Annotated in this window: 15 protein-coding genes; 12 read left to right on the top strand and 3 right to left on the bottom strand. The window is 37.7% G+C overall.

Going from position 1 to position 22,213, the window contains the following annotated elements:
• The first annotated feature begins 10 nt into the window (after positions 1–10).
• The 6 genes from BUL40_RS08595 to BUL40_RS08570 all read left to right on the top strand — a co-directional run bounded on the left by BUL40_RS08595 (position 11) and on the right by BUL40_RS08570 (position 7,612).
• Positions 11–1,654, top strand: coding sequence for a RagB/SusD family nutrient uptake outer membrane protein (locus BUL40_RS08595; RefSeq protein WP_080318911.1), 1,644 nt, complete (start codon positions 11–13; stop codon positions 1,652–1,654).
• Positions 1,655–1,796: 142 nt separating this feature from the next.
• A complete protein-coding gene (locus tag BUL40_RS08590; RefSeq protein WP_080318910.1) occupies positions 1,797–2,411 on the top strand; it encodes an MCP four helix bundle domain-containing protein in 615 nt (204 codons plus the stop codon).
• 34 nt (positions 2,412–2,445) lie between these two features.
• The gene (locus BUL40_RS08585; RefSeq protein ID WP_080318909.1) at positions 2,446–3,039 is read left to right on the top strand and encodes an NAD(P)H-dependent oxidoreductase; all 594 of its coding nucleotides are present in this window, start codon (positions 2,446–2,448) and stop codon (positions 3,037–3,039) included.
• Positions 3,040–3,042: 3 nt separating this feature from the next.
• The gene (locus tag BUL40_RS08580) at positions 3,043–4,941 is read left to right on the top strand and encodes a monovalent cation:proton antiporter-2 (CPA2) family protein (RefSeq protein WP_080318908.1); all 1,899 of its coding nucleotides are present in this window, start codon (positions 3,043–3,045) and stop codon (positions 4,939–4,941) included.
• A 232-nt stretch (positions 4,942–5,173) separates the two neighbouring features.
• Positions 5,174–6,895, top strand: coding sequence for a GMC family oxidoreductase (locus BUL40_RS08575; protein WP_080318907.1), 1,722 nt, complete (start codon positions 5,174–5,176; stop codon positions 6,893–6,895).
• A 3-nt stretch (positions 6,896–6,898) separates the two neighbouring features.
• Positions 6,899–7,612, top strand: coding sequence for a gluconate 2-dehydrogenase subunit 3 family protein (locus BUL40_RS08570; RefSeq protein ID WP_080318906.1), 714 nt, complete (start codon positions 6,899–6,901; stop codon positions 7,610–7,612).
• A 93-nt stretch (positions 7,613–7,705) separates the two neighbouring features.
• Here BUL40_RS08570 and BUL40_RS08565 read toward each other — a convergent pair whose 3' ends face one another.
• Positions 7,706–9,730, bottom strand: coding sequence for a thioredoxin domain-containing protein (locus BUL40_RS08565; protein WP_080318905.1), 2,025 nt, complete (start codon positions 9,728–9,730; stop codon positions 7,706–7,708).
• A gap of 216 nt (positions 9,731–9,946) precedes the next feature.
• Between BUL40_RS08565 and BUL40_RS08560 the strand changes: the two genes are divergently transcribed.
• On the top strand, positions 9,947–10,930 hold the full coding sequence (locus BUL40_RS08560; protein WP_244901844.1) for a sialidase family protein: 984 nt from the start codon (positions 9,947–9,949) through the stop codon (positions 10,928–10,930).
• Positions 10,931–10,948: 18 nt separating this feature from the next.
• Here the strand turns inward: BUL40_RS08560 and BUL40_RS08555 are convergent, their stop codons facing one another.
• Positions 10,949–11,647 carry a LytR/AlgR family response regulator transcription factor gene (locus BUL40_RS08555; protein ID WP_010517425.1) on the bottom strand — a complete coding sequence of 233 codons (699 nt, stop codon included), beginning with the start codon at positions 11,645–11,647 and terminating at the stop codon, positions 10,949–10,951.
• Positions 11,637–12,416: a sensor histidine kinase gene (locus BUL40_RS08550; RefSeq protein WP_317044013.1), complete on the bottom strand. Its 780-nt coding sequence runs from the start codon at positions 12,414–12,416 to the stop codon at positions 11,637–11,639. The genes BUL40_RS08555 and BUL40_RS08550 overlap by 11 nt, the downstream gene beginning before the upstream one ends.
• A gap of 449 nt (positions 12,417–12,865) precedes the next feature.
• On the opposite strand from BUL40_RS08550, the gene BUL40_RS08545 reads away from it, so the two are divergent.
• The 5 genes from BUL40_RS08545 to BUL40_RS08525 are packed head-to-tail and all read left to right on the top strand — an operon-like array spanning position 12,866 to position 22,089.
• Positions 12,866–15,124 carry a GH92 family glycosyl hydrolase gene (locus tag BUL40_RS08545; protein WP_080318902.1) on the top strand — a complete coding sequence of 753 codons (2,259 nt, stop codon included), beginning with the start codon at positions 12,866–12,868 and terminating at the stop codon, positions 15,122–15,124.
• Positions 15,125–15,149: 25 nt separating this feature from the next.
• Positions 15,150–16,229 (top strand): carbohydrate-binding family 9-like protein, encoded by a 1,080-nt coding sequence (locus tag BUL40_RS08540; RefSeq protein ID WP_080318901.1) that lies wholly within the window; start codon positions 15,150–15,152, stop codon positions 16,227–16,229.
• Positions 16,226–17,347, top strand: coding sequence for a family 10 glycosylhydrolase (locus BUL40_RS08535; RefSeq protein WP_080318900.1), 1,122 nt, complete (start codon positions 16,226–16,228; stop codon positions 17,345–17,347). The genes BUL40_RS08540 and BUL40_RS08535 overlap by 4 nt, the downstream gene beginning before the upstream one ends.
• A 24-nt stretch (positions 17,348–17,371) precedes the next feature.
• The gene (locus BUL40_RS08530; RefSeq protein ID WP_080318899.1) at positions 17,372–19,702 is read left to right on the top strand and encodes a beta-N-acetylhexosaminidase; all 2,331 of its coding nucleotides are present in this window, start codon (positions 17,372–17,374) and stop codon (positions 19,700–19,702) included.
• A 2-nt stretch (positions 19,703–19,704) separates the two neighbouring features.
• Complete coding sequence (locus BUL40_RS08525; RefSeq protein WP_080318898.1) at positions 19,705–22,089, top strand: glycoside hydrolase family 3 N-terminal domain-containing protein; 2,385 nt, start codon at positions 19,705–19,707, stop codon at positions 22,087–22,089.
• Positions 22,090–22,213: the final 124 nt, after the last annotated feature.

Genomic DNA, 22,213 nt, shown 5'->3' with positions numbered 1-22,213 from the left:
AACTGAAAAAATGAAATTAAATCGATATAAAATTGTAGCTGCCTCATTGGTCTTAGGACTATTTATGACTGGCTGTGAAGATTACTTGGAAGAAGAGAATAATGAGGCCCTAGGTTTGGATAACGTAGCAACAGACCCAGCAATATTTGGCCAATTGGTAGCTTCTGTTTACGAAAGGGCTAGAGAAACTACTACCAGATATACTGGAGATATGTATTATGTTTTGGAAGATCTAGGTACGGATATCGTCACAAGGGGTACGGCTTTAACGGGTACAGATGAGATTAACGATTATGTTAATCTAACTGGTAGAAATTGGCCCGTAGATGTATATTGGGGTAATCAATATAGGGTAATTGCAGCGGCTAATGTGGCCATTGAGGCCGCGGCAATTGCAGAAGATGTGCCACAAACAGAATTGTCTAGCGGGGTTGCAGAGTCTAAATTTTTTAGAGCTTTGGCCTACTTTAAACTGGTAGAAAACTTCGGTGGTGTTCCACTAATTACCAGTCAGGTAACAACCGCAGAGATTAATTATCCTAGAGCTTCAGAGGAAGAAGTGTATGCACAAATTGTTCTAGATTTGAACGATGCTTTAGCAGATCTTCCAGAAACTACGGATACGTATGGTAGGTTAACCAAAGATGCTGTAAGGCAGTTTATGGCCAGGGTTTTATTGACAAGAGGATATAAATCATTTGGATCATCCTCTGATTTTCAGACTGCTGTAAGTCTTTCAGAAACGGTTATTGCCAATCACCCATTGGTAGCTTCTTTTGAATCTTTGGTAAGCGAAGAAAATCAACGTAACTCAGAAGTTGTTTTTTCCTATTTATTTGGTACTAACTCTGTAAGTAGAGGTTGGGGTAATTCTAGGCACATGCTGTATAAATTCCGTTATTTTGATTATCCGGGTCTTATTCGTGGCGATAAATATCAAAAAGGGCTAGGTGCGGCGCCAACAGAATTTTTCTACTCTTTGTTTGAAGATGATGACGAACGTGCAGATGCTACGTTCCGCAGGGTACTCTTTGCAGATGAGGATTTTGAGTCTACCGCTAATGGTATTACCGTTAATGTAATGGCTGGCGATACGGCAATTTATTTTCCTAAGGTTGCATGGACGCAGGCCGAAATGGATGCGGTACCCTATAAAGTAATTAACCCAGGAACTTATTTTGAGAACAATGGTGTTACCGTAGTACATTACCCAATGTTTAAAAAGTTTGATGATCCAGGCGTTCCTTTTACACAACCAGATCAGTCTTCTCAAGGAGAAAGGGATATGGTGGTAATGCGTTCTGGTGAGGCATACTTAATTGCGGCAGAAGCATACTTACAGTTAAATGATGCTGCGAGCGCAGCAACCTTATTAACCACATTGCGTTCTAGAGCAGGATTAACAACAGCGGTAACTGCTGCGGAGGTAGACCTTGACTTTATTTTGGACGAAAGAGCAAGAGAACTTGCTGGAGAAGCAAATAGGTGGATGGATTTAAAACGTACGGGTAAGTTAATAGAGAGAACCTTAGCGAACAATCCGCATGCGGCATTAAATGGTGCTCTGGAACAAAAGCACTTACTAAGACCTATTCCACAGGCAGAAATAGATAATTCTGGTGGTAGTATTAGCCAAAATCCAGGATACGAATAAAAGTTGGTACAGTTAGAGTTAGTTTAGTTTAATCATTTTTAATTTGTTAAACCCCGTTGTGTCAGCAACGGGGTTTTTCTTTTTTAAGGACTAATTTTTAATTGGTATATTTAATTACAGACTTAAATTAATTAGACCTAAGATGAATTTTTTGACCAAACTAAAGTGGATACTGGGTATCCTACTGATTTTCTTCGTAATTGTTGCCACCAATTTAGTAGACCGTAATAGTTTTTCTTTGGTAAAAGAGTCTGTTGCCACCATTTATGAAGACCGGCTAGTAGCAAAAAATCTTATTTTTAATATGTATAAGATTCTGCAAGAGAAAAAGCTAGATGCTGTAACGGCTAAACCTTTTGCCACAACAGAATTGGCCGGCCAACAAAAAGAACTTAATTTATTGTTAGACCGTTTTGACAATACCAAGCTTACCAGAGAGGAGGGTGTAATTTATTCCGATTTTAAAACTGAGTTAGAAAATCTTTTTGCCTTAGAAAAGAATGAGAAAATTATGGAGGTAGATAACGCAGCTTATTTAAAACAACTTTCGGTATTGGAACGAAGCCTTAATCAATTGGCCAATATTCAATTAGAAGAAGGGAATAGGCAAGTGTCTATTAGTAGAAAAGCCTTGAATACAGTAGATCTATTTACCAAAATAGAAATCTATTTATTAATTATCCTAGCAGTAATTATTCAGGTAATTATTATGTACAATCCTAAAAAAGGGGATAAGGACAACCTAAGGGTTTCTTAGTCGCTTTTCTTAATTTAGGTGCCAAACTGGTAGTATGAGAAAAATACTTGTGCTTTTTGCGCATCCTAAATTGGAACAATCAAAAGCCAACCTAGCATTAATCAATGCAATAAAAGACTTGGAAGGGGTAACTTTTAGAGATTTGTATGAGCTCTACCCAGATTTTAATATTCACGTAAATGAAGAAAAAAAGATACTTGCCTTGCATGACATCATTGTTTGGCATCATCCATTTTATTGGTATAGCTGCCCGCCACTGTTAAAACAATGGATAGATTTGGTATTAGAATATAACTGGGCATATGGCCCTAACGGACGGGCATTATGGGATAAGACTTGTTTCAATGTCATAACTACAGGAGGCTCTAAAGAACTTTATTGTTCTTCTGGGTCTAACCATTATTCGGTGGCAGAGTTTCTAAGGCCTTTTGAACAAACTGCAATTTTATGTGGTATGGATTACCTATCGCCATTTACAGTAATGGGCACACATAGGGTAGAAGCAATAGACCTTAATGCTTATGCGGAAAAATATAGGGCCTTGTTAGAAGAAATGATGCGCGTACCAGATCTAGCGTATTTTAAAACCACTAATTTTCTTAGCGAGATTACACTACCAAATCAATAGCCCATGACTACTAGCATTTTATTTCAAGCCATAGTTTTTTTACTTGGGGCATTAATTTGTGTTCCGTTGGCCAAGCGGTTTGGTCTAAGTTCTGTAATAGGCTACTTATTAGCAGGTGTACTAATAGGTCCATTTTTATTGGGTTTCGTAGGTGAAGAAGGGGAAGATATATTGCATTTTGCAGAATTTGGTGTCGTAATGATGTTATTTCTAATTGGGTTGGAAATAGAACCCAAGACCTTTTGGCAGATGCGAAAGCGTATAGTAGGTTTAGGGGGGCTTCAAGTTGGGGTAACCTTGATATTAGGCTACTTGCTATTTTATTACATAGGTTTTGAAACAAATGTAGCTATTACCATAGCCATGGCAGTAGCCTTATCTTCCACCGCAATTACCTTACAAACCCTAAAAGAGAAAAATTTAATGGATAGTACCTACGGTACTTCCTCCTTTTCCATTTTGTTATTTCAAGATATAATTGTTATTCCCATGTTGGCGGTTTTACCATTATTGTCTTCAGGAGGGGAAAACAACACCACATCTCATACTACAGATAATTTTCATTTTTTAGATGGTCTATCTCTAGGCTGGCAAGCAGCTGCTATTCTACTATCCATTGTAGCAATTGTACTGGCGGGTAGGTATTTGATCGTACCGCTCCTACGATTGGTGGCACAGGCAAGAATTAGGGAGCTACTTACGGCATCCGCACTTTTTATTGTTCTAGGTATCTCTTTTTTAATGGAAATGGTTGGCCTTAGCCCAGCGCTAGGTGCTTTTTTGGGTGGGGTAGTTTTGGCTACTAGCGAATTTAAACATGAGTTAGAAAGTAATCTAGAACCATTTAAAGGGCTATTACTGGGGCTGTTTTTTATTACTGTTGGTGCCTCTATCAACTTTCAGGTCATAGCAGAAAATCCTATTATGATTATTGGATTGGTCATTGCCGTTATAGCCTTAAAAGCGTTGGTGATTTACGGTGTAGCCAAGGTATTTAAAATTAAGACAGACCAACGTCTATTGCTTATGATTGGTTTGGCGCAAATTGGTGAATTTGCGTTTGTGTTATTTTCTTTTGCCTTTCAACTGAATATCATAGATCAGTTTAATTTAGATATGATGTTGGTGATCACGGCGCTAAGTATGGCGCTAACACCCATTTTAAGTTTGCTAAATGAGCGGTTTTTATTGCCTAAAATAGGTACCAAAAGACAAGAAAATAGGCCCATGGACCATATTGCCAAAACGCATAAAGTAATTTTAGTTGGGTTTGGACATTTTGGTAGTACTGTTGGTCGCTTTTTACGCGCCCATGGTATTGAAGCTACTATCTTGGACCATGATTCAACTCGAGTTGATTTTTTGAGAAAAATGGGTTTTCAAGTATACTATGGAGATGCCACTCGTATGGAACTTTTAGAAGCTGCGGGTATTGCGGATGCTAAGCTGCTAATTTGTGCCATTGGCAGTACAGAAACCACCAACCATTTGGTAAAAATCGTTAAAGAAAAATATCCAAAATTAAAATTACTGGTTAGGGCAAGAAACCGGTATGATGCTTATGAATTAATGGATGCTGGAGTAAAGGATATTTATCGTGAATCGTTAGATACTTCTGTAAAATTAGCTAGCGATGCATTAACCCATCTAGGTTTTAGAAGATATTCTGTTTACAGACAGGCACAAAATTTTATTAGGTATGATGAGCAGGGTCTTAAGAATATGGCAGAAAGGCCAAAAGATAGAGACGCTTATATTTCTAAAGCCAGAAGAGAGTTAGAACAACAAGAAAAACTATTAGAAGAAGATTTTACCCGCGGTATCTTATCTCATGATAAACTTTGGGATAGTGATGAAATGCGTTCCGCTGCGCTGGCTAAACAGCGTGTAAAGAAGACCTAAACAAAAAAGTAGAGATGAGGTTAAAAGTTTTGTAGTTAATGGTTTATATGCGGTTGTTAAGCTTTTTAAAATTGTTGTTTATCTAAAAATTTAAACAAAATTCAGTAAGAATGTAGATAATTAAGGTAATGTTGTTGAATAGTTGAAGTGTAAAGTTATTTTTAATTATAATATCGTAATTTTTATCCATTTGATATTCAACCGATAAGACTAACAAACTAACGCACATTGCATGCAAATAAAAGAGAATGCTACTATCTATGATGTAATCATAGTAGGATCGGGAGCAGGTGGTGGTATGGCCACTAAAGTGCTTTCCGAGGCTGGATTAAAAGTAGCAGTAGTAGAAGCCGGTCCCTTTTTTGACCCTGCAGACCCAGAACAACGTACCCAATTAAGATGGCCTTATGAGTCCCCAAGAAGAGGGGCGTCTACCGTAAGGCCCTTTGGTGATTTTGATGCGGCTTATGGAGGATGGGAAATAGAAGGGGAACCGTACACGCGAGCAGAAGGCACCAAATTTGATTGGTTTAGATCTCATATGCTTGGAGGTAGAACCAATCACTGGGGTAGAATTTCTTTGCGCTTTGGTCCAGACGATTTTAAACATAAAAGTATAGATGGTTACGGGGACGATTGGCCAATTGGTTATGAAGATGTAAAACCGTACTATGATAAAGTAGATAAATTAATTGGTGTATTTGGTACCAATGAAGGGCTTAGGAATGATCCAGATGGCTTTTTCTTACCTCCGCCCAAACCAAGATTACATGAGCTTTTTTATATAAAAGGAGCCCGTAAAACCAATATACCGGTTTACCCTTCTAGAATGTCCATGCTAACCAAGCGTATCAATAATGAGCGCGGTGTTTGCTTTTACTGCGGGCAGTGTTCTAGGGCATGCCAAGTTTATGCAGATTTTTCTGCCGGTACCTGTTTAATATTTCCAGCTCAAAAAAATGGGGGTCAGGTAGACCTTTTTGTTAATTGTGTGGTGCGTACCGTTACCACAGATGAAGAAGGTAAGGCTACTGGAGTTTCTTACATTAACAAAGAAGACAGAACAGAATATAAACTAAAAGGTAAAGTAGTGGTATTGGGCGCTTCTGCCTGTAGCTCTGCACGAATTCTGTTAAATTCTAAAAGCAAACAACATCCTAATGGTTTAGGTAACAGCAGTGATCACGTTGGCAAATATTTACATGATTCTACTGGTGCCGATCGTGCTGCTTTTATCCCGGATTTGATGAACCGTAAGGTTTCCTACAATGAAGATGGGGTTGGCGGTATGCATGTCTATTCTCCATGGTGGGGAGATAATTCTAAATTAGATTTTCCAAGAGGTTACCACATAGAGGTTTGGGGTGGTATGGGTATGCCTAGTTATGGATTTGGGTTTAACGCCAACGAATTCAACAAATTTTTTGGAACTAAGGTTGGGGGCTATGGCGATGTACTTAGAAGCGATGTAAAAAAATATTATGGAGCCGTAGTAGGTATGGCAGGCCGGGGCGAATCTATTGCGCGTAAGGACAACTACTGCGAGATAGATGATACCGTAGTGGACGAATGGGGTATTCCTGTTTTAAAATTCAATTACAAATGGTCTGATCTGGAACGTAACCAAGCCAAACACATGCAAGATACTTTTGAAGAAATCTTGACCAATATGGGTGGGGAATTACTGGGAGAAAAACCCGGTAAGGATGTAGATTATGGGTTGCATGCTCCCGGACGTATTATACACGAGGTTGGAACCACCCGTATGGGAGATGACCCCAAAACTTCTGTAACCAACAAATACCAACAGTTGCATGATGTGGACAATGTTTTTATTGTAGATGCAGGGCCTTTTGTGTCTCAAGCAGACAAGAATTGTACATGGACAATTCTGGCGCTCTCCTGGAGGGCTTCGGATTATATTGTAGAACAATTTAAAAAGCAAAACTTCTAAGTTATGGATAGGAGAAAAAGTTTAAAATCTATAGTTTTTGGAGGTGTAGCCGGCGGATTGGCCTTGCATGGTTGCAAACCAGGTACGGATACGGAAATTGCCCCAGAGGTTGTAGAGAGTTCTATGGTTAAATGGCGAACCGCTAGCGAAAATGAACTTGTACAAGAATTACATGATGATCAATTCTTTAATAAGCACGAAATAGAAACCTTAACGGTGCTTTGCGATTTAATTTTACCTTCTAGCGAAACCTATAAAGGTGCCTCGGATGCAAATGTGGTAGACTTTATAGAATTTATGGCTAAAGATATTCCAGATTTGCAATTAGACCTTAGGGGTGGTTTAATGTGGTTAGATCACGAAGCCAATACACAGTTTAATACCAACTTTGATAGTTTACAAGAAAACCAACAAAAAGAAATTTTAGACGAAATAGCGTATTACGATCCAGAAACACCCCAAATGGAAAGACCCTTTGCCGTAAACTTTTTTAGTCTGGTCCGTAATTTAACCATGACCGGATTTTACACCTCTAAATTAGGAATAGAAGAATTGGGTTATAAAGGCAATTCGCCAAATGTTTGGGATGGTGTTCCACAAGATGTTTTGGACCAGCATGGCGTAGCTTATGATGAAGAATGGCTTGCTAAATGTGTGGATCAGAGTAAACGAAACGACATCGCCCAATGGGACGACGAAGGCAACTTGTTAACATAGTCAACAAAACAGACAACTACTTAACCAACAACCAACCTTTTAGTTGACTATTGAGAGAGCTATTGTGCAGACCAATGTGCAATAGCTTTTCTTTTAATTAAAATCCATTTGAAATAAGGCCTCTTCTACCGTCTCTACTGGTAGTTTGCAGCTATTATTTTGGCAAACGTATATGTAAGTTTGGTTAGGTTCATACCGGCCTTTAAAAAGCGGTTGGTCATTTGCAATAGTACTGTAAACAATTATACCATTTATAGGCTTTGCGCGGTTAAATTCTGCTGCCAGTGATTCGGCTTTGGGGCCTACTATGGCTATCTCATAAAAGGGATACGTGTAATTAAGGGCCAAAGCACCAATGCTAGGGTAGTGTTCCGGTTGGTCTTGATAAAGGTTATAGGTATTTTTCAAAATCTGTTCTGCCATTTGTAAATAGGCTTTCTGGTATAAAATATGCCCCCATTTAAAATAGTTGTCGGCTAAAACCAAAGTAGGACTAGGTAAAACATCATCATTGGTCTTATAAATTTTAGACACCAATTGGTTGTTACTGGCATATTTAAATAATCCCTCCTCTTTATCATAAAACAATTCCTTGGAAGCCTCTAAAAATTGCAGTGCATATACTTGATAAGCTTCATTTTGTGTGGCAAGGTATAATGCGGTTGCAGCGTCTGCCAAGTAGGCATAATCCTCTACAAAAGCATTTACATGATTTCCGTTTTCGCTTTTTAGATGTACTAATTCTCCGTTATAAAATTGATTATTTATAAGGTATGCAAAAAGGTTTTCGGCTTCTTTTAAATAAGATTCATTTGCCAACGCCCTGTACGCATCCACATAGCCTTTTACCAAAAGGGCATTCCAGCTAGTAATAATTTTACGGTCTTTTAAGGGCATTTGCTTGTTTTTTCTAATTTTTACCAGTGCTTTGTTCCATTCCGTAATTTGGGCTTTATGTTTTTTTGGTACTAATTTATTCTTGGTAATTATGTAGAAAGTTTCTTCAAAAGGTATTGGATTGTAAATTACTTTGAATAAAGTTTCCTTTTTTTGCGCAACTGTTTTTAATTCATCGGAGGAGTATACGTAATAACCACCTTCCATGCCATTACTATCTGCGTGTAAAGAAGCAAAGTAACCCCCATTTTGGTTTTTCATAGTATGCTTTAAAAAACCAATGGTTTGGATTATGGCTTCTTTGTAGGCCAATTCCTTGTATTGGTTATAAGCCTCGGCGTATACACTTAGCATTTGAGCATTGTCATACAACATTTTTTCAAAATGCGGCACCTGCCACATACTATCGGTACTGTAACGGTAAAAACCACCATCTACAGCATCAAACACACCATTGAAAAGTATATTGTTTAGGGTACGTTTGTTGTGGGCTAGGGTTATGGTATCCTTGCTTAGGTTTGCATATTTAATATTGTAAAGAAGGTTCTGGGGTAACAGAAATTTTTCTGTGCCCTTTAGACCACCATAGCGTATATCCCAAGTCTGATATAATTTTTGTTGAATTTTGTCAATATCTTTATTGGTAATGTCAATAGCTTCTTTAGGAGCTATTAAATTGAGTTCTTTTATACCTTTTGTGATTTTTTCCGCAAATGCAACTGCTTTTTCAGGTTCTTTTTTATAAAGTTCTTCGAGTTGTTTTAAAACAGATATCCATTGTGTTTTACTATGGTAGGTACCTGCATATATTGGTCTACCATCTGGCAGTGCAACCACATTCAAAGGCCAGCCCCCTTCTCCCTTTATCAATTGAAGGGCACGCATATATATTTGGTCAATATCTGGGCGTTCTTCACGGTCAACTTTAATATTTATAAAACTGGAATTCATTACTTTGGCTACGGTTTCGTCTTCAAAAGACTCTTGAGCCATTACATGGCACCAATGGCAACTAGCATAGCCAATACTTATGATTAGTAGTTTGTTTTCGTCTTTGGCTTTCTCTAAAAAAGTAGTGCGCCAAGGGTACCAGTTTACAGGATTATATGCGTGGGATTGTAGGTAGGGACTGGTTTCTTCTAAAAGGGCGTTTGGTTTTTGTTGTGCGGTTAAAAGGAAGCAAAAGCAAAAATAAACGATGCTGAATCTCAATAATCTCATTCGCGTTAAGAAAGTAATTGTTTTCTAATTTAAATGAAAAAATACGGTTGGTACAGGTAAAGAAAGAAATTCTTTTTGGCCTTTACGCTTAATGCCTGCCATAAGTTGTTTAGCGAAAATTTTTTGTGCAATACCAAATTAAGGCTATCTAGCTAGGTTATGAATTATAGCTCTTGTTTGCAGTGTGTTTGTTTACTATTTACAGTGCCTTTTTTGTTGGCACAAGAAGCAAACATCAACGTATCGGAATTTGTTTTTGAGAAAGGTCCTTTTAAAGAATGTCATGCGCCTACATTAGTTGTATTGGAAGATGGCAGCATAATGGCTTCTTGGTTTGCAGGTACTCATGAACGCCATGAGGATGTTGCTATTTATACGAGCATTAAAAAAGGGGGTTCTTGGTCTTATCCAAAATTAGTGGCCAATGGAGTTGCTGCAAATGGTAAAAAATATCCTACATGGAATCCAGTTTTATTTAAAAACCCAAACGGCTTGTTGTATCTGTATTACAAAGTTGGCCCTTCGCCATCTACTTGGTGGGGAATGTATAAAACAAGCAAAGACAATGGGAAAACTTGGAGTGAGGCAAAAAAACTTTCTGATGGTATTTTGGGCCCAATTAAGAATAAGCCTTTGCTCTTAAAAAATGGAAATATTCTTAGCCCTTCTAGTGTAGAACTGGAAAATGGAGAAATTTGGTTGGCCCATATGGAGCACAGTATTGATAGTGGTAAAACTTGGCAGAAAATAAAAATTCCACAAAAGAAAAAACACAAATTAATTCAGCCAACGTTACTCACCCTTAAAGACAAATCTATTTTAGCTTTGTTTAGAAGCAATCAAGATAAAGTAGTCTATTCTAAAAGCAAGGACAATGGAATTACATGGAGCAAGGCAAAGGCCATGGAATTAGAAAACCCTAATAGTGGAATAGATGCGCTTACCATGAAAAATGGCAACCATCTGCTTGTTTATAATCCTGCCCTAAGTGGAGATCAATGGTGGGATGGTAGAAGTAAACTAAACCTAGGATATAGCCAAAATGGAATGCAATGGAAATCTATAGTATCATTAGAAAATCACCAAAAGGGCGAATACAGTTATCCGGCAATTGTGCAGGACCAAGATGGATACATCCACCTGGTATACACCTATGATAGAAAAAAGATAAAATATGTTAAGTTAAAAATAGAGGATTAGCAATTAACGTCTTAAATATTAAGAATTGAAAATCTTTTCTTTAGCACTGTCTATATAGCTTCTACCAATAGTAAAACGCTGCCCACCTATTTCTAGACTGTTGCCTTCTACGGTGTCTATTTTGTCTATAGAAACCGTTATAGATCGGTGAATGCGTATAAACTGGTCTGCTGGTAATTGGTCTGTAAAGCTGCTAAGCGTACTGTGCACTACATAGTTTCCATTTTTGGTAATTATTTTTATGTAGTCTTTAAGGCTTTCCACATAGATAATTTCTTCAAAGCAGATTTTTTTCATCTTCTTTTTATCCACCTTAACAAATATATGTTCGCTACTACTTGCTTTTTCTTCTTGTTCTTTTCTATGTAAGCCAATGGCCTTGTTTACGGACTTGAGAAACCTTGGAAAAGATATTGGCTTTAATAAGTAGTCCAATACTTCTAATTCAAAACCTTTGATGGCGTGTTCCGCATGTGCAGAGGTAATTATAACCATAGGTTTTTGGTTAAGGCTTTCCAGAAATTTAAAACCGTCTAGCACAGGCATATTTACGTCTAGAAAGATTAAATCTGGTTGGTTGTCATGTAAAAATTTTAAACTTTCTACGGCATTGGTAAATGTAGCTACGGTTTCTAGCTCCTCTATTTGATCCACATGTTTTTTAATCACGTTAATGGCCAAGGGTTCATCGTCAATAATCACACATTTAAGCTTCATCTGGCATCAATTTTAAGTTTAATTCTACTTGAAAGTTAGTTTTGGTTTCGGTAATATTTAAATCATATTCATTTTCGGCATACCGCAATTCCAATCTCTTTTTAACGTTGGTTAACCCAACACCCCCTTTATCTTTTTTAGATACGGTGATAAATTTTTGAGTGGGTTTGGTGTTGTTGATTTTAAATGTTAACCAATCTTCTTTAATAATTAGGTCAATTAATATATCAACCTTTTCTATGCTTTTGTTAGCACCGTGTTTAAATGCATTTTCTACAAAATTTATCAGTAGTAACGGAATTATTTTTTTGTCTCTTGGATTGCCTTCTACATGGTAGACCAAATTTAGATTTTGAGTATGTCTTATGCGTTCTAGCTCTATATAGTTTTCCAAAAACTCTAATTCCTTCTTAAGACTTTGGTATTTTTTTTTGTTGGCATCATATATCAAATACCGCATTAAATCTGATAATTTTAAAATGGTGTCCGGAGTGTCTTTAGAATTATCAAGGCTTTGCGCGTAAATGTTGTTTAAGGTATTAAAGAAAAAGTGGGGAGATATCTGGTTTCGCAAAAATTTTAATTCTGTTTCTAACTGGGCCTTTTCCAGTTTTGCTATTCTACCACTTTCTCGCAGCCAATCTATAGTAAGCTTAATAGAGGCTACAAAGGTTATCACGTAAAGTTCTCCCAACATCATTACAATGGTGTAATCAAAGGTAAGGTAGTACGTTTCTGGACCTTCTGGCCATACGTTGTTACTGATCAAAAATTTTGTAAGCTCAAACTTAAAAAATACCATAATGAATATGGAGAGAATAAGTAAGACAACAAAACTTAAAAATTTCTTCCTGAATATATATCTGGGTATTAGATAGTAAATGGTAAAATAGGAGAGTATGATATGAATAGGAAAACCTAATAAGTTAGATTTAAAAGAGTACAGATAATCGCTATAAAAACTGCCCCAACGTAAAAAATTGAATAAAAAATAAAACGCCCAAAATACAACATGATGAAACGGTTTTATTTTAAAATTTGTAGCATTGGTAAGTGCTAACCGGTTTTTTACTTTCTTATTTAATGTATTCAAATTATAAGGAACTAATTTTATCGCGTTAAGCTAGTGTTAACTGTTGTTGGTCTAATAAATAACCAAATTCTGCCGTAAAATAGAAAAATTTATAATTCTATAAGTCCAAAAAGGATTTCATAAAGATGATTTTAGATAAAAAATATTGTTGCCTTTTAATAATTACACAATTCGTTTTTTTTGCGTGTAAGCAACACGAAAAAGACACTTCCCATAATTTAGAACAATCTAAAACCCCATTGGCCTACGTTGACCCTTTTATAGGTACAGGCGGTCATGGCCATACTTATCCTGGTGCAACCGTCCCTTTTGGAATGATTCAGTTGAGTCCAGATAATGGTACCAGTGGTTGGGATTGGAGCTCTGGTTATCATTTTTCTGACTCTATCATAGCTGGTTTTAGCCATTTGCATTTAAGTGGTACGGGCATTGGAGACTTATCTGATATACTTTTTACGCCAGCTACCAAATCACTGGATTTGGCAAACATGCCAAAAGAAAATAAACTTAAGCCTTACGTTTCCTCGTTTTCTCATTTGAATGAAAAGGCAACTCCAGGATTATATTCGGTTTATTTAGAGGATAGTAAAGTTGCGGTAGGGCTTACCGCTACGGAACGTGTAGGGTTTCAAAAATACGATTATAAACAAGCTAAAGTTAAAAGTGTTGTTCTAGATTTAGCTTTTGCCGTTAACTGGGATACACCCATTAATACGTCAATAAAGGTAGAAGATAGTGTAACTATTTCTGGATATAGGCATAGTAAAGGTTGGGCCAAAAATCAAAAAGTGTTTTTTGTTTCAAAGTTTTCCTCACCTATAAAGGATGCTAAGCTTTATACTAAACAGGAATTGGTAGAAAATTCTATGGCTGATGGTATTAGCGCAGCGCAATTCTTTTTTGATACTACCTTGGATACCCTGGAAGTTAAAACGGCCATTTCTAGTGTAAGCGTCGCAAATGCCAAATTAAATTTAGAAAGCGCAGCAAACGTAACATTTGAAGAAGCACAAAAAACGGCTCAAAAAGAATGGGAACAGGCATTATCTAAAATACAGGTTACCACAGCGGTAGACAGTCTAAAAACTATTTTTTATTCGGCATTATATCATAGTCAAGTAGCGCCTGTATTGTTTAGCGATAGTAATGGACAATTTAGATTTAGTAACGATAGCATAGGATCGGCTAAAAACTTTAAGGTTTATAGTACACTGTCCCTTTGGGATACCTTTAGGGCAGAACAGCCCCTACTAACCCTGGTAAACCCAACTGTAGTGTCTGATATTATTAACTCCATGCTGGTCTATTATAAGCAAAGTGGCAGTTTACCAGTTTGGACTTTATACGGTAATGAAACGGATACCATGACGGGTTACCATTCCATTCCCGTAATCGTGGAAGCATATTTTAAAGGTATTCAAGGTTTTGATGCTGAATTGGCATTTGAGGCCATGAAGCAAACCATGATGCAAGATAAGAGGGGCCTTAAGTATTTTAAGGAGGTTGGTTACGTACCTTTTGATAAAGTAGATGAGAATGTTACCTATACCCTAGAATACGCGTATAATGATTGGTGTGTTGCGCAACTGGCAAAGGCCTTAAAAAAGGAAGCGGATTACCAGTATTTTATTGAGCGTTCCAATGCCTACAAAAAGGTATTTGATGCAGAGACCCGTTTTATGCGAGGTAGGTCTTATGATGGTGGCCAATTTAGAACTCCGTTTGACCCTAAATATTCCAAACATATGGAAAATACGGATTATACGGAGGGTAATGCATGGCAACATAGTTGGTTTGTGCCACATGATGTTAATGGTTTAATAGAGCTGCATGGTGGCAAAACATCATTTTCAGAAATGTTGGAGCAGCTCTTTACGGAATCTTCAGAAATTACGGGAGAGGAAGCCTCTAATGATATAACGGGACTTATAGGGCAGTATGCCCACGGCAATGAACCAAGCCACCATATTGCTTATCTGTTCAACAAAGCAGGTAAACCATGGAAAACTCAATTTTGGGTAGATTCTATTTTGCAAACCCAATACAATACTACCCCAAACGGACTTAGCGGTAATGAAGATGCTGGCCAAATGTCTGCATGGTATGTGCTAAGTGCTATGGGTATTTATCCAATGAATCCGGCTAGTGGCACTTATGAAATAGGTAGGCCTTTATTTGCAAAATCAGAAATTAAATTACCAGGTGGTAATACCTTTTCCATTGTTGCAGAACAGGTTTCTAAAGAAAACAAATACATACAATCGGCCACCTTAAATGGGCAGCCATTCAATACTACCACATTAGAACATAAAACTATTCTAGCCGGTGGTACCCTTACGTTAATAATGGGGCCAGAACCCAATTATAAGTGGGGTTTAGATTAAGCTATAAAAGAGACAGGTAAAGCATATGAAAGTGAATATTATAAAATCTACTATTTTAATTTTACTGCTAATTGGTGGCGTTGCCAACACGTTGGCGCAAAATATTAGAACGCCAAGAACCTATGTGGTACATAAAGCGGAGAGTGCTATTAAAATTGATGGGAAGGCAGACGAGAAAACTTGGAACAATGCACCGTGGTCTGCAGATTTTATAGATATTGAAGGCAATAAAACACCAAAGTACAAGACCAATCTAAAAATGCTCTGGGATGAAGAAAACCTCTATTTCTATGCGCATTTAGAAGAGCCACATGTTTGGGCAACACTTAAACAACGAGACACCATTATTTTTTATAATAATGATTTTGAGGTTTTTATAGACCCGGATGGAGACACCCAAAATTATATGGAGTTTGAAATGAATGCCTTGAACACGGTGTGGGATTTGTTAATGGTGAAAGCCTACCGTGATGGTGGTCCAATTATCTACAATTGGGATATAAATGGCTTAAAATCTGCAGTATCTGTTGAAGGTAGTATAAATAATGCCTCTGACACGGATAAAAGTTGGAGTATTGAAATTGCAATGCCATGGTCTGTTTTAAAAGAACCTAGTGGTAGTAATAAATTGCCAATTGGAGATTTTTGGCGCATAAACTTTTCGCGGGTTAATTGGGATTTTGAGTTGAACGATGGCAAATACTATCGTAAAAAAGATGCTAAAGGTAATTTTTTGCCAGAATACAATTGGGTTTGGTCGCCACAGGGCGTCATTAATATGCACGAACCAGAACATTGGGGCTATGCCTATTTTTCAGAAAAAACAAAAGGGGATAGCTTTATTATCCCTAAAGACGAACAAATTAAATGGTATTTGTATAGTTTATACAGGGCGCAAAAATCGTACACAGAAAAATATGGTAGGCCTGCAAATGCCTTAACTGTTCTAGGTTTAGAACCTCATACCATTTTGGGTAAAACAATTATCGTAAAATTTACAAATACTATTGGCGGTTGGTTTATTACCGCTGTAAGTCCATTTACCGGCAACCAGTTAACGGTGCAAGAAGATGGCGATTTTCAACTTAAAAAAACAGACTCATGAAAAAAATAAGTTTATCGCTGCTAGCAGCTGTTTTAGTACTCACCAACTATGCTTGTTTGGATAATATTGGAGCAAAACCAATAACGGATACCAAAAAGGCCACCGATTTATCCATTATAGAAGAACCCTTTAAGTATTGGACTTGGATTACGGCGGATCCAGAACGTACAGACGAATCTTATACAGAAGAGTTTAAAAAGTATAAGCAAAATGGATTGGATGCTATTTTAATTAACACCAATGCAGATGCAAAGCTCTTAGCTAGATTGGCACCTTTGGCAAAAAAAGAAGGATTAGAGTTGCATGCGTGGATAATGGCCATGAATAGACCAGGAGATAAAGAGGTAAACAAACATCCAGAATGGTACGTGGTTAGCAGAAGTGGTAAATCTGCTTATGATAATAGACCTTACGTTGGTTATTATGAATTTTTATGTCCTACTAGAACAGAATCTAGAAACCACGTGCTAAAATTGGTTTCAGAATTGGCAGATGTTGAGGATGTTGCCAGTGTACACTTAGACTATATAAGATATCCAGACGTGTATTTGCCGGTTGGTCTATTGCCAAAGTATGATTTAAAGCAGGAGACAGAGCTACCAGATTATGATTTTTGCTATTGCGATGTATGTGTAGAAACCTTTGAGAAAGAGCATGGTAGAAATCCAAGAGAAATGGAAAACCCTGCAATAGATATTGAATGGAAACAATTTAGGTTAAATAAGATTAGAGCAGTGGTAAATGATGCTTATGACATCGTTCACAAGAAAAACAAAATATTGACCGCAGCTGTTTTTCCTTATCCAGAAATGGCCGATCATATGGTAAGACAACGTTGGGATAAATGGAATGTCGATGTAGTATTGCCAATGATTTACAATAACTTTTATAATGAACCTGTAGAGTGGGTGGGTTTTGCCACAAAACAAGGTGTGCAAGATTTAGCTGCTAAAAATACACAATTACATACGGGTATATATGTGCCAGAAATGTCTGGTGAAGATGTGGCCAAGGCAATACAATTGGCTAAAGATAACGGTGCCAAAGGTGTTGCTATTTTTGACGGCCCTGCAATAACAGAAGACCACTTTAAGGCCATTAGGGAGAGTAAGAAATAATAAGCCCGAACCAAACGAATTTCAATGAAAACCAACCAACCAAAAGCAGGAATAATGCTATTGATTGCAATGTCAATAGCGTTGTTTTCCTGTAATACAAATAATACTTCTTCTGTTTCAAAAGAAGATATTGCCTTAATACCGCAACCCAATTCGGTTGTAATGAATAAGGGTGGTTTTGTTCTAAACAAGAACACCCAATGGGTGGTTTCTAAACATCTTTCGGAGCAAAATCTTTACCTTGAGATTAAAGAAAAAATTCAAAATAGCAATGCTGTTCTAGCAGATGTCAAAGAGGTTTCAGAAGGTAATTATATCGTATTTGTTCTCAACAAAAGTCTAGATCCAGAAGCCTATGTCTTAGAAGTGTTAGAAGATAAAATTACTGTAGAAGCGGCATCAAAATTAGGTTTTAGCCATGCACAGCAAACGCTAAAACAAGTAATAGGTAAGGAATATTTTACTTCGTCCAGTCAGGAATTTACAATTCCTTTAGTACGGATAGAGGACAAACCAAGATATCAATGGAGAGGGGTAATGTTAGATGTATCTAGGCATTTCTTTGATAAATCTTACTTATTGAAAACGATTGACCGTTTAGCTTTCCTTAAAATGAATACCCTTCATTTGCATTTGGTAGATGATCAAGGTTGGCGAATGGAGATAAAGCAGTATCCAAGACTAACAGCAGTTGGGGGTTATAGGGTAGACCAAGAAGAAAAACACTGGAATGCCCGTACGCCAAATTCACCAACGGATAAAGCAACATTTGGAGGCTTTTATACGCAAGAAGAGTTAAAAGAGGTTGTTGCTTATGCTGCTAAATACGGTATACAGGTAATTCCAGAAATAGAAATGCCCGCGCACGTAATGAGTGCTATTGCGGCTTATCCAGAATTGGCTTGTTTTGATCAAGAGATTGGTGTGCCTTCTGGTGGCGTTTGGCCAATTACAGATATCTATTGCGCAGGCAAGGAATCTACTTTTGAATTTCTAGAAAATGTGTTAACAGAGGTTATGACGGTGTTCCCGTCTAAATACATACATATTGGTGGCGATGAGGCCACTAAAACCAATTGGGCCAAATGTCCGCATTGTAGAAAACGAATTGCGGAGGAAGGATTGCAAGATGTTGCCGAATTACAAAGCTATTTCATCAAACGTATAGAGACTTTCTTAGATAGCAAAGCCAAAACCTTAATTGGTTGGGACGAGATTTTAGAAGGTGGCTTGGCACCCAAAGCCACGGTTATGAGTTGGCGAGGTATTCAAGGTGGATGGGAAGCCTCAAAGCAAGGGCATGATGTAATTATGACTCCTGAATCTCACGTTTATCTAAACTTTTATCAAGGAGACCAAGATAGGGAGCCACAGGCGTTTGGAGGGTATACGCCTTTAGAAAAAGTATATGATTTTGACCCAGTGGTAGATTCCATGTCGGTTGAGCAGAAAAAACATGTGTTGGGCGCACAAGGAAATTTATGGTCAGAGTATATAGAGACGGAAGCTATATCAGAATACATGCTATATCCAAGACTGGTTGCCCTTTCTGAGGCATTATGGAGTTCAGGGAAGCAAAAAAATTATGTAGCATTTACATCTAGATTGGTTCCACTATTGGAAAGTTTGGATGCCATGGGCATTAACTATGCAGAAAGTGTTTATAATGTAAGCGCCTCAACAGAAACAGATTTTGAATCCAAGTCTATAAACATCGATTTAAAAACGGATTTTCCAGAAGCCACTATTTATTATGCTTTGGGTAATGAGGCATTAACGGAATCTTCCAAGGTTTATGATAGTACGCTACACTTTAAGGCTTCAGATTCTTTAAAAGCCGTTGTTTTTGTTGATGGTAAGAAAAAAGGTGTCGCCCTAAAAACGTATATCGATTTTCACAAAGGTTTTGGGTCAAAACTGGCCATGAGTCCAAATCCGCATAAAAATTACCAAGGAGAAGGTGCAAGTACTTTGATGGACATTCGCAAGGGTAGTAAAAACTTTGGCGATGGTAAATGGTTGGGTTGGTACAATAAAGAGGTTACGTTAACCATGGAACTACCTATTGCGGAAAACATAAGCTCTGTAGTGGTTAACGCTTTGGAAAACCAAGGAGCAGACATTTATTTCCCCAATAAAATTCAAGTAAGTACTTCTATGGATGGTGTACATTTTACCAAAAAGGTGAGTGTGGAAAGACCAGAGGTTGCTAACGGCGATGCTGCCATAGAAGGTTTTAAACTGGCATTTGAGCCACATGAGGCCAAGATTATAAAAATTGAAATTTCTCCCATAAAAAAATCCAGTAAAGGTCGTGGTACATTCATATTTGTAGATGAAATATTGGTAAAATAATTATGATTAAAAATATAGTATTACTGCTGTTAACCTGTAGTGCGCTAACAATACAAGGGCAAAATAAACCAAGTAAAAAGGCACCCTATAAAAATGCCTCTTTAACCATAGACGAGCGGGTAAACGATTTGCTACCAAGAATGACCATTGAAGAAAAAGTAGGTCAATTATTGTCTCCTCTAGGTTGGAAGATGTATGAAAAAACCGGTGATAAGGTGCAGGTAAGCGAACATTTTAGAGCAGACATAGCAAAGCGTCATATAGGAATGCTTTGGGGGTTTTTAAGGGCAGACCCTTGGACAAAGAAAACATTAAAAACAGGACTTAACCCATCGTTGGCCGCAAAGGCAACCAATGCCCTGCAGAAATATGCCAAAGAAGAAACGCGTTTAGGAATACCCATTTTTTTAGCAGAAGAAAGCATGCATGGGCATATGGGAATTGGTGCTACTGTTTTTCCTACCGCAATTGGGCAAGCCAGTACTTGGGATGTAGATTTATTAGAAGAAATGGCAAAAGCCACCGCCAAAGAGTTAAGGGCTCAAGGCGCGCATATAGGTTATGGTCCCATTTTAGATTTGGCCAGAGAACCAAGATGGTCTAGAGTAGAGGAAACTTTTGGAGAAGACCCGTATTTAGTCTCTAAAATGGGTAAGGCGGTTATAAAAGGTTTTCAGGGAGAAGGAATTTCTAATCCAGATAGGGTCTTGTCTACATTAAAACACTTTGCGGCCTATGGCGTTTCAGAGGGTGGTCATAACGGTGCTGCTGTTCATATGGGAGAAAGGGAATTGTTTCAATCCTATTTATTTCCGTTTAAAGAAGCTATTGCAACTGGAGCACTGTCTGTTATGACGGCCTATAGCTCTATAGATGGCATACCAAGTACATCCCACAAATACCTCTTACAAGATGTTTTAAAAGATAAGTGGGGGTTTAAGGGCTACGTGGTTTCAGATTTAGGAAGTATAGAGGGGTTATTGGGTGATCATAAAATTGTAAGCAGTAATGCAGAAGCGGCAGCTTTAAGCCTTAACTCTGGTGTAGATGTAGATTTGGGCAGTAATGCTTTTCAGTTATCGATAGAAGAAGTTAAAAAAGGCAATGTTTCAACAAAACGTATAGATGAAGCTGTGGCTAGGGTATTGCGTTTAAAATTTGAAATGGGTCTTTTTGATACTCCATATGTGGATGAAAATCAGGCCAACGAAATAGTAAGAAGTACTGAACATAAGCGTTTAGCAAGAAAAGTTGCCCAAAAATCAATAGTGTTGCTTAAGAATGAAGCGCAGTTATTGCCGCTATCAAAAAATCTTAAAACAATCGCCGTAATTGGTCCTAATGCGCACAATACGTATAATCAATTGGGAGATTATACGGCACCACAAGACCCCGAACATATTATTACCGTATTAGAAGGGATACAAAACAAATTACCCAATGCTAAGGTTAATTACGTAAAAGGTACAGCGGTAAGGGATACCACCCAAACGGATATTAATGCTGCTGTAGCAGCGGCCAAAGATGCAGAAGTAGCGGTTGTAGTTCTTGGCGGCTCAAGCGCAAGGGATTTTAAAACCGAGTATTTGGAAACAGGTGCGGCCACTGTGGCCAAAACTAAAAAAGAGGAAATTATAGGGGATATGGAAAGTGGCGAGGGTTATGACCGTGCTACATTAGATTTAATGGGTAAACAAAATGAATTACTGCAGGCAGTAGTGGCAACGGGCACACCTACCGTTGTGGTTTTTATAAAAGGTAGGCCGCTTTTGATTAATTGGCCTATGGAGAACGCCAAAGCCGTATTAGATGCTTGGTATCCTGGGGAACAAGGTGGTAATGCCATTGCAGATGTATTGTTTGGAGATTACAATCCTGCTGGTAGATTACCTGTTTCTATACCTAGGTCTGTAGGGCAACTTCCAGTTTATTATAATAATTGGAACCCTGCAAGAAGAGATTATGTAGAAGAAACGGCAAAGCCGTTATTGCCGTTCGGTTATGGTCTAAGTTACACACAGTTTAAATATTCCAATTTAGAAATAGCGGTTTCACAGGAAGAGGAGTTGGCTATAAAATGTACACTTACCCTACAAAATACAGGGGAAGTAGCTGGTGAAGAAGTAGTGCAAGTTTACGTAAAAGACCTAAAAGCAAGTACCGTGCAACCTATGCTGAATTTAAGAGGGTTTAAAAGGGTGGCGTTAGAACCGGGAGAGGTCAGACAATTAACCCTTTGGTTGAGTCAAGAAGATTTAGCCGTTTATACTAGTACTATGGATTTTGTTGTAGAAGCAGGAGCATTTAAGGTAATGGTAGGCGGTTCTTCAGAAGATATTAGGCTAGAACAAGATTTTGAAATTGTTAATTCTATTAAGGTAGAGTAGTTAATATTATAAAACATTAACAGAAAGCCGAATCAGTTTAATAACTGATTCGGCTTTTTATTTAATGGGGTTTTTGGCAATTGTGATAACCTAAAAGTTATGTAAACGTTAACGTAATGTGGTC

The organism is Croceivirga radicis, from assembly GCF_002072105.2.
Lineage (GTDB): Bacteria > Bacteroidota > Bacteroidia > Flavobacteriales > Flavobacteriaceae > Croceivirga > Croceivirga radicis.
This window is presented reverse-complemented; position numbering and strand designations above follow the sequence as displayed.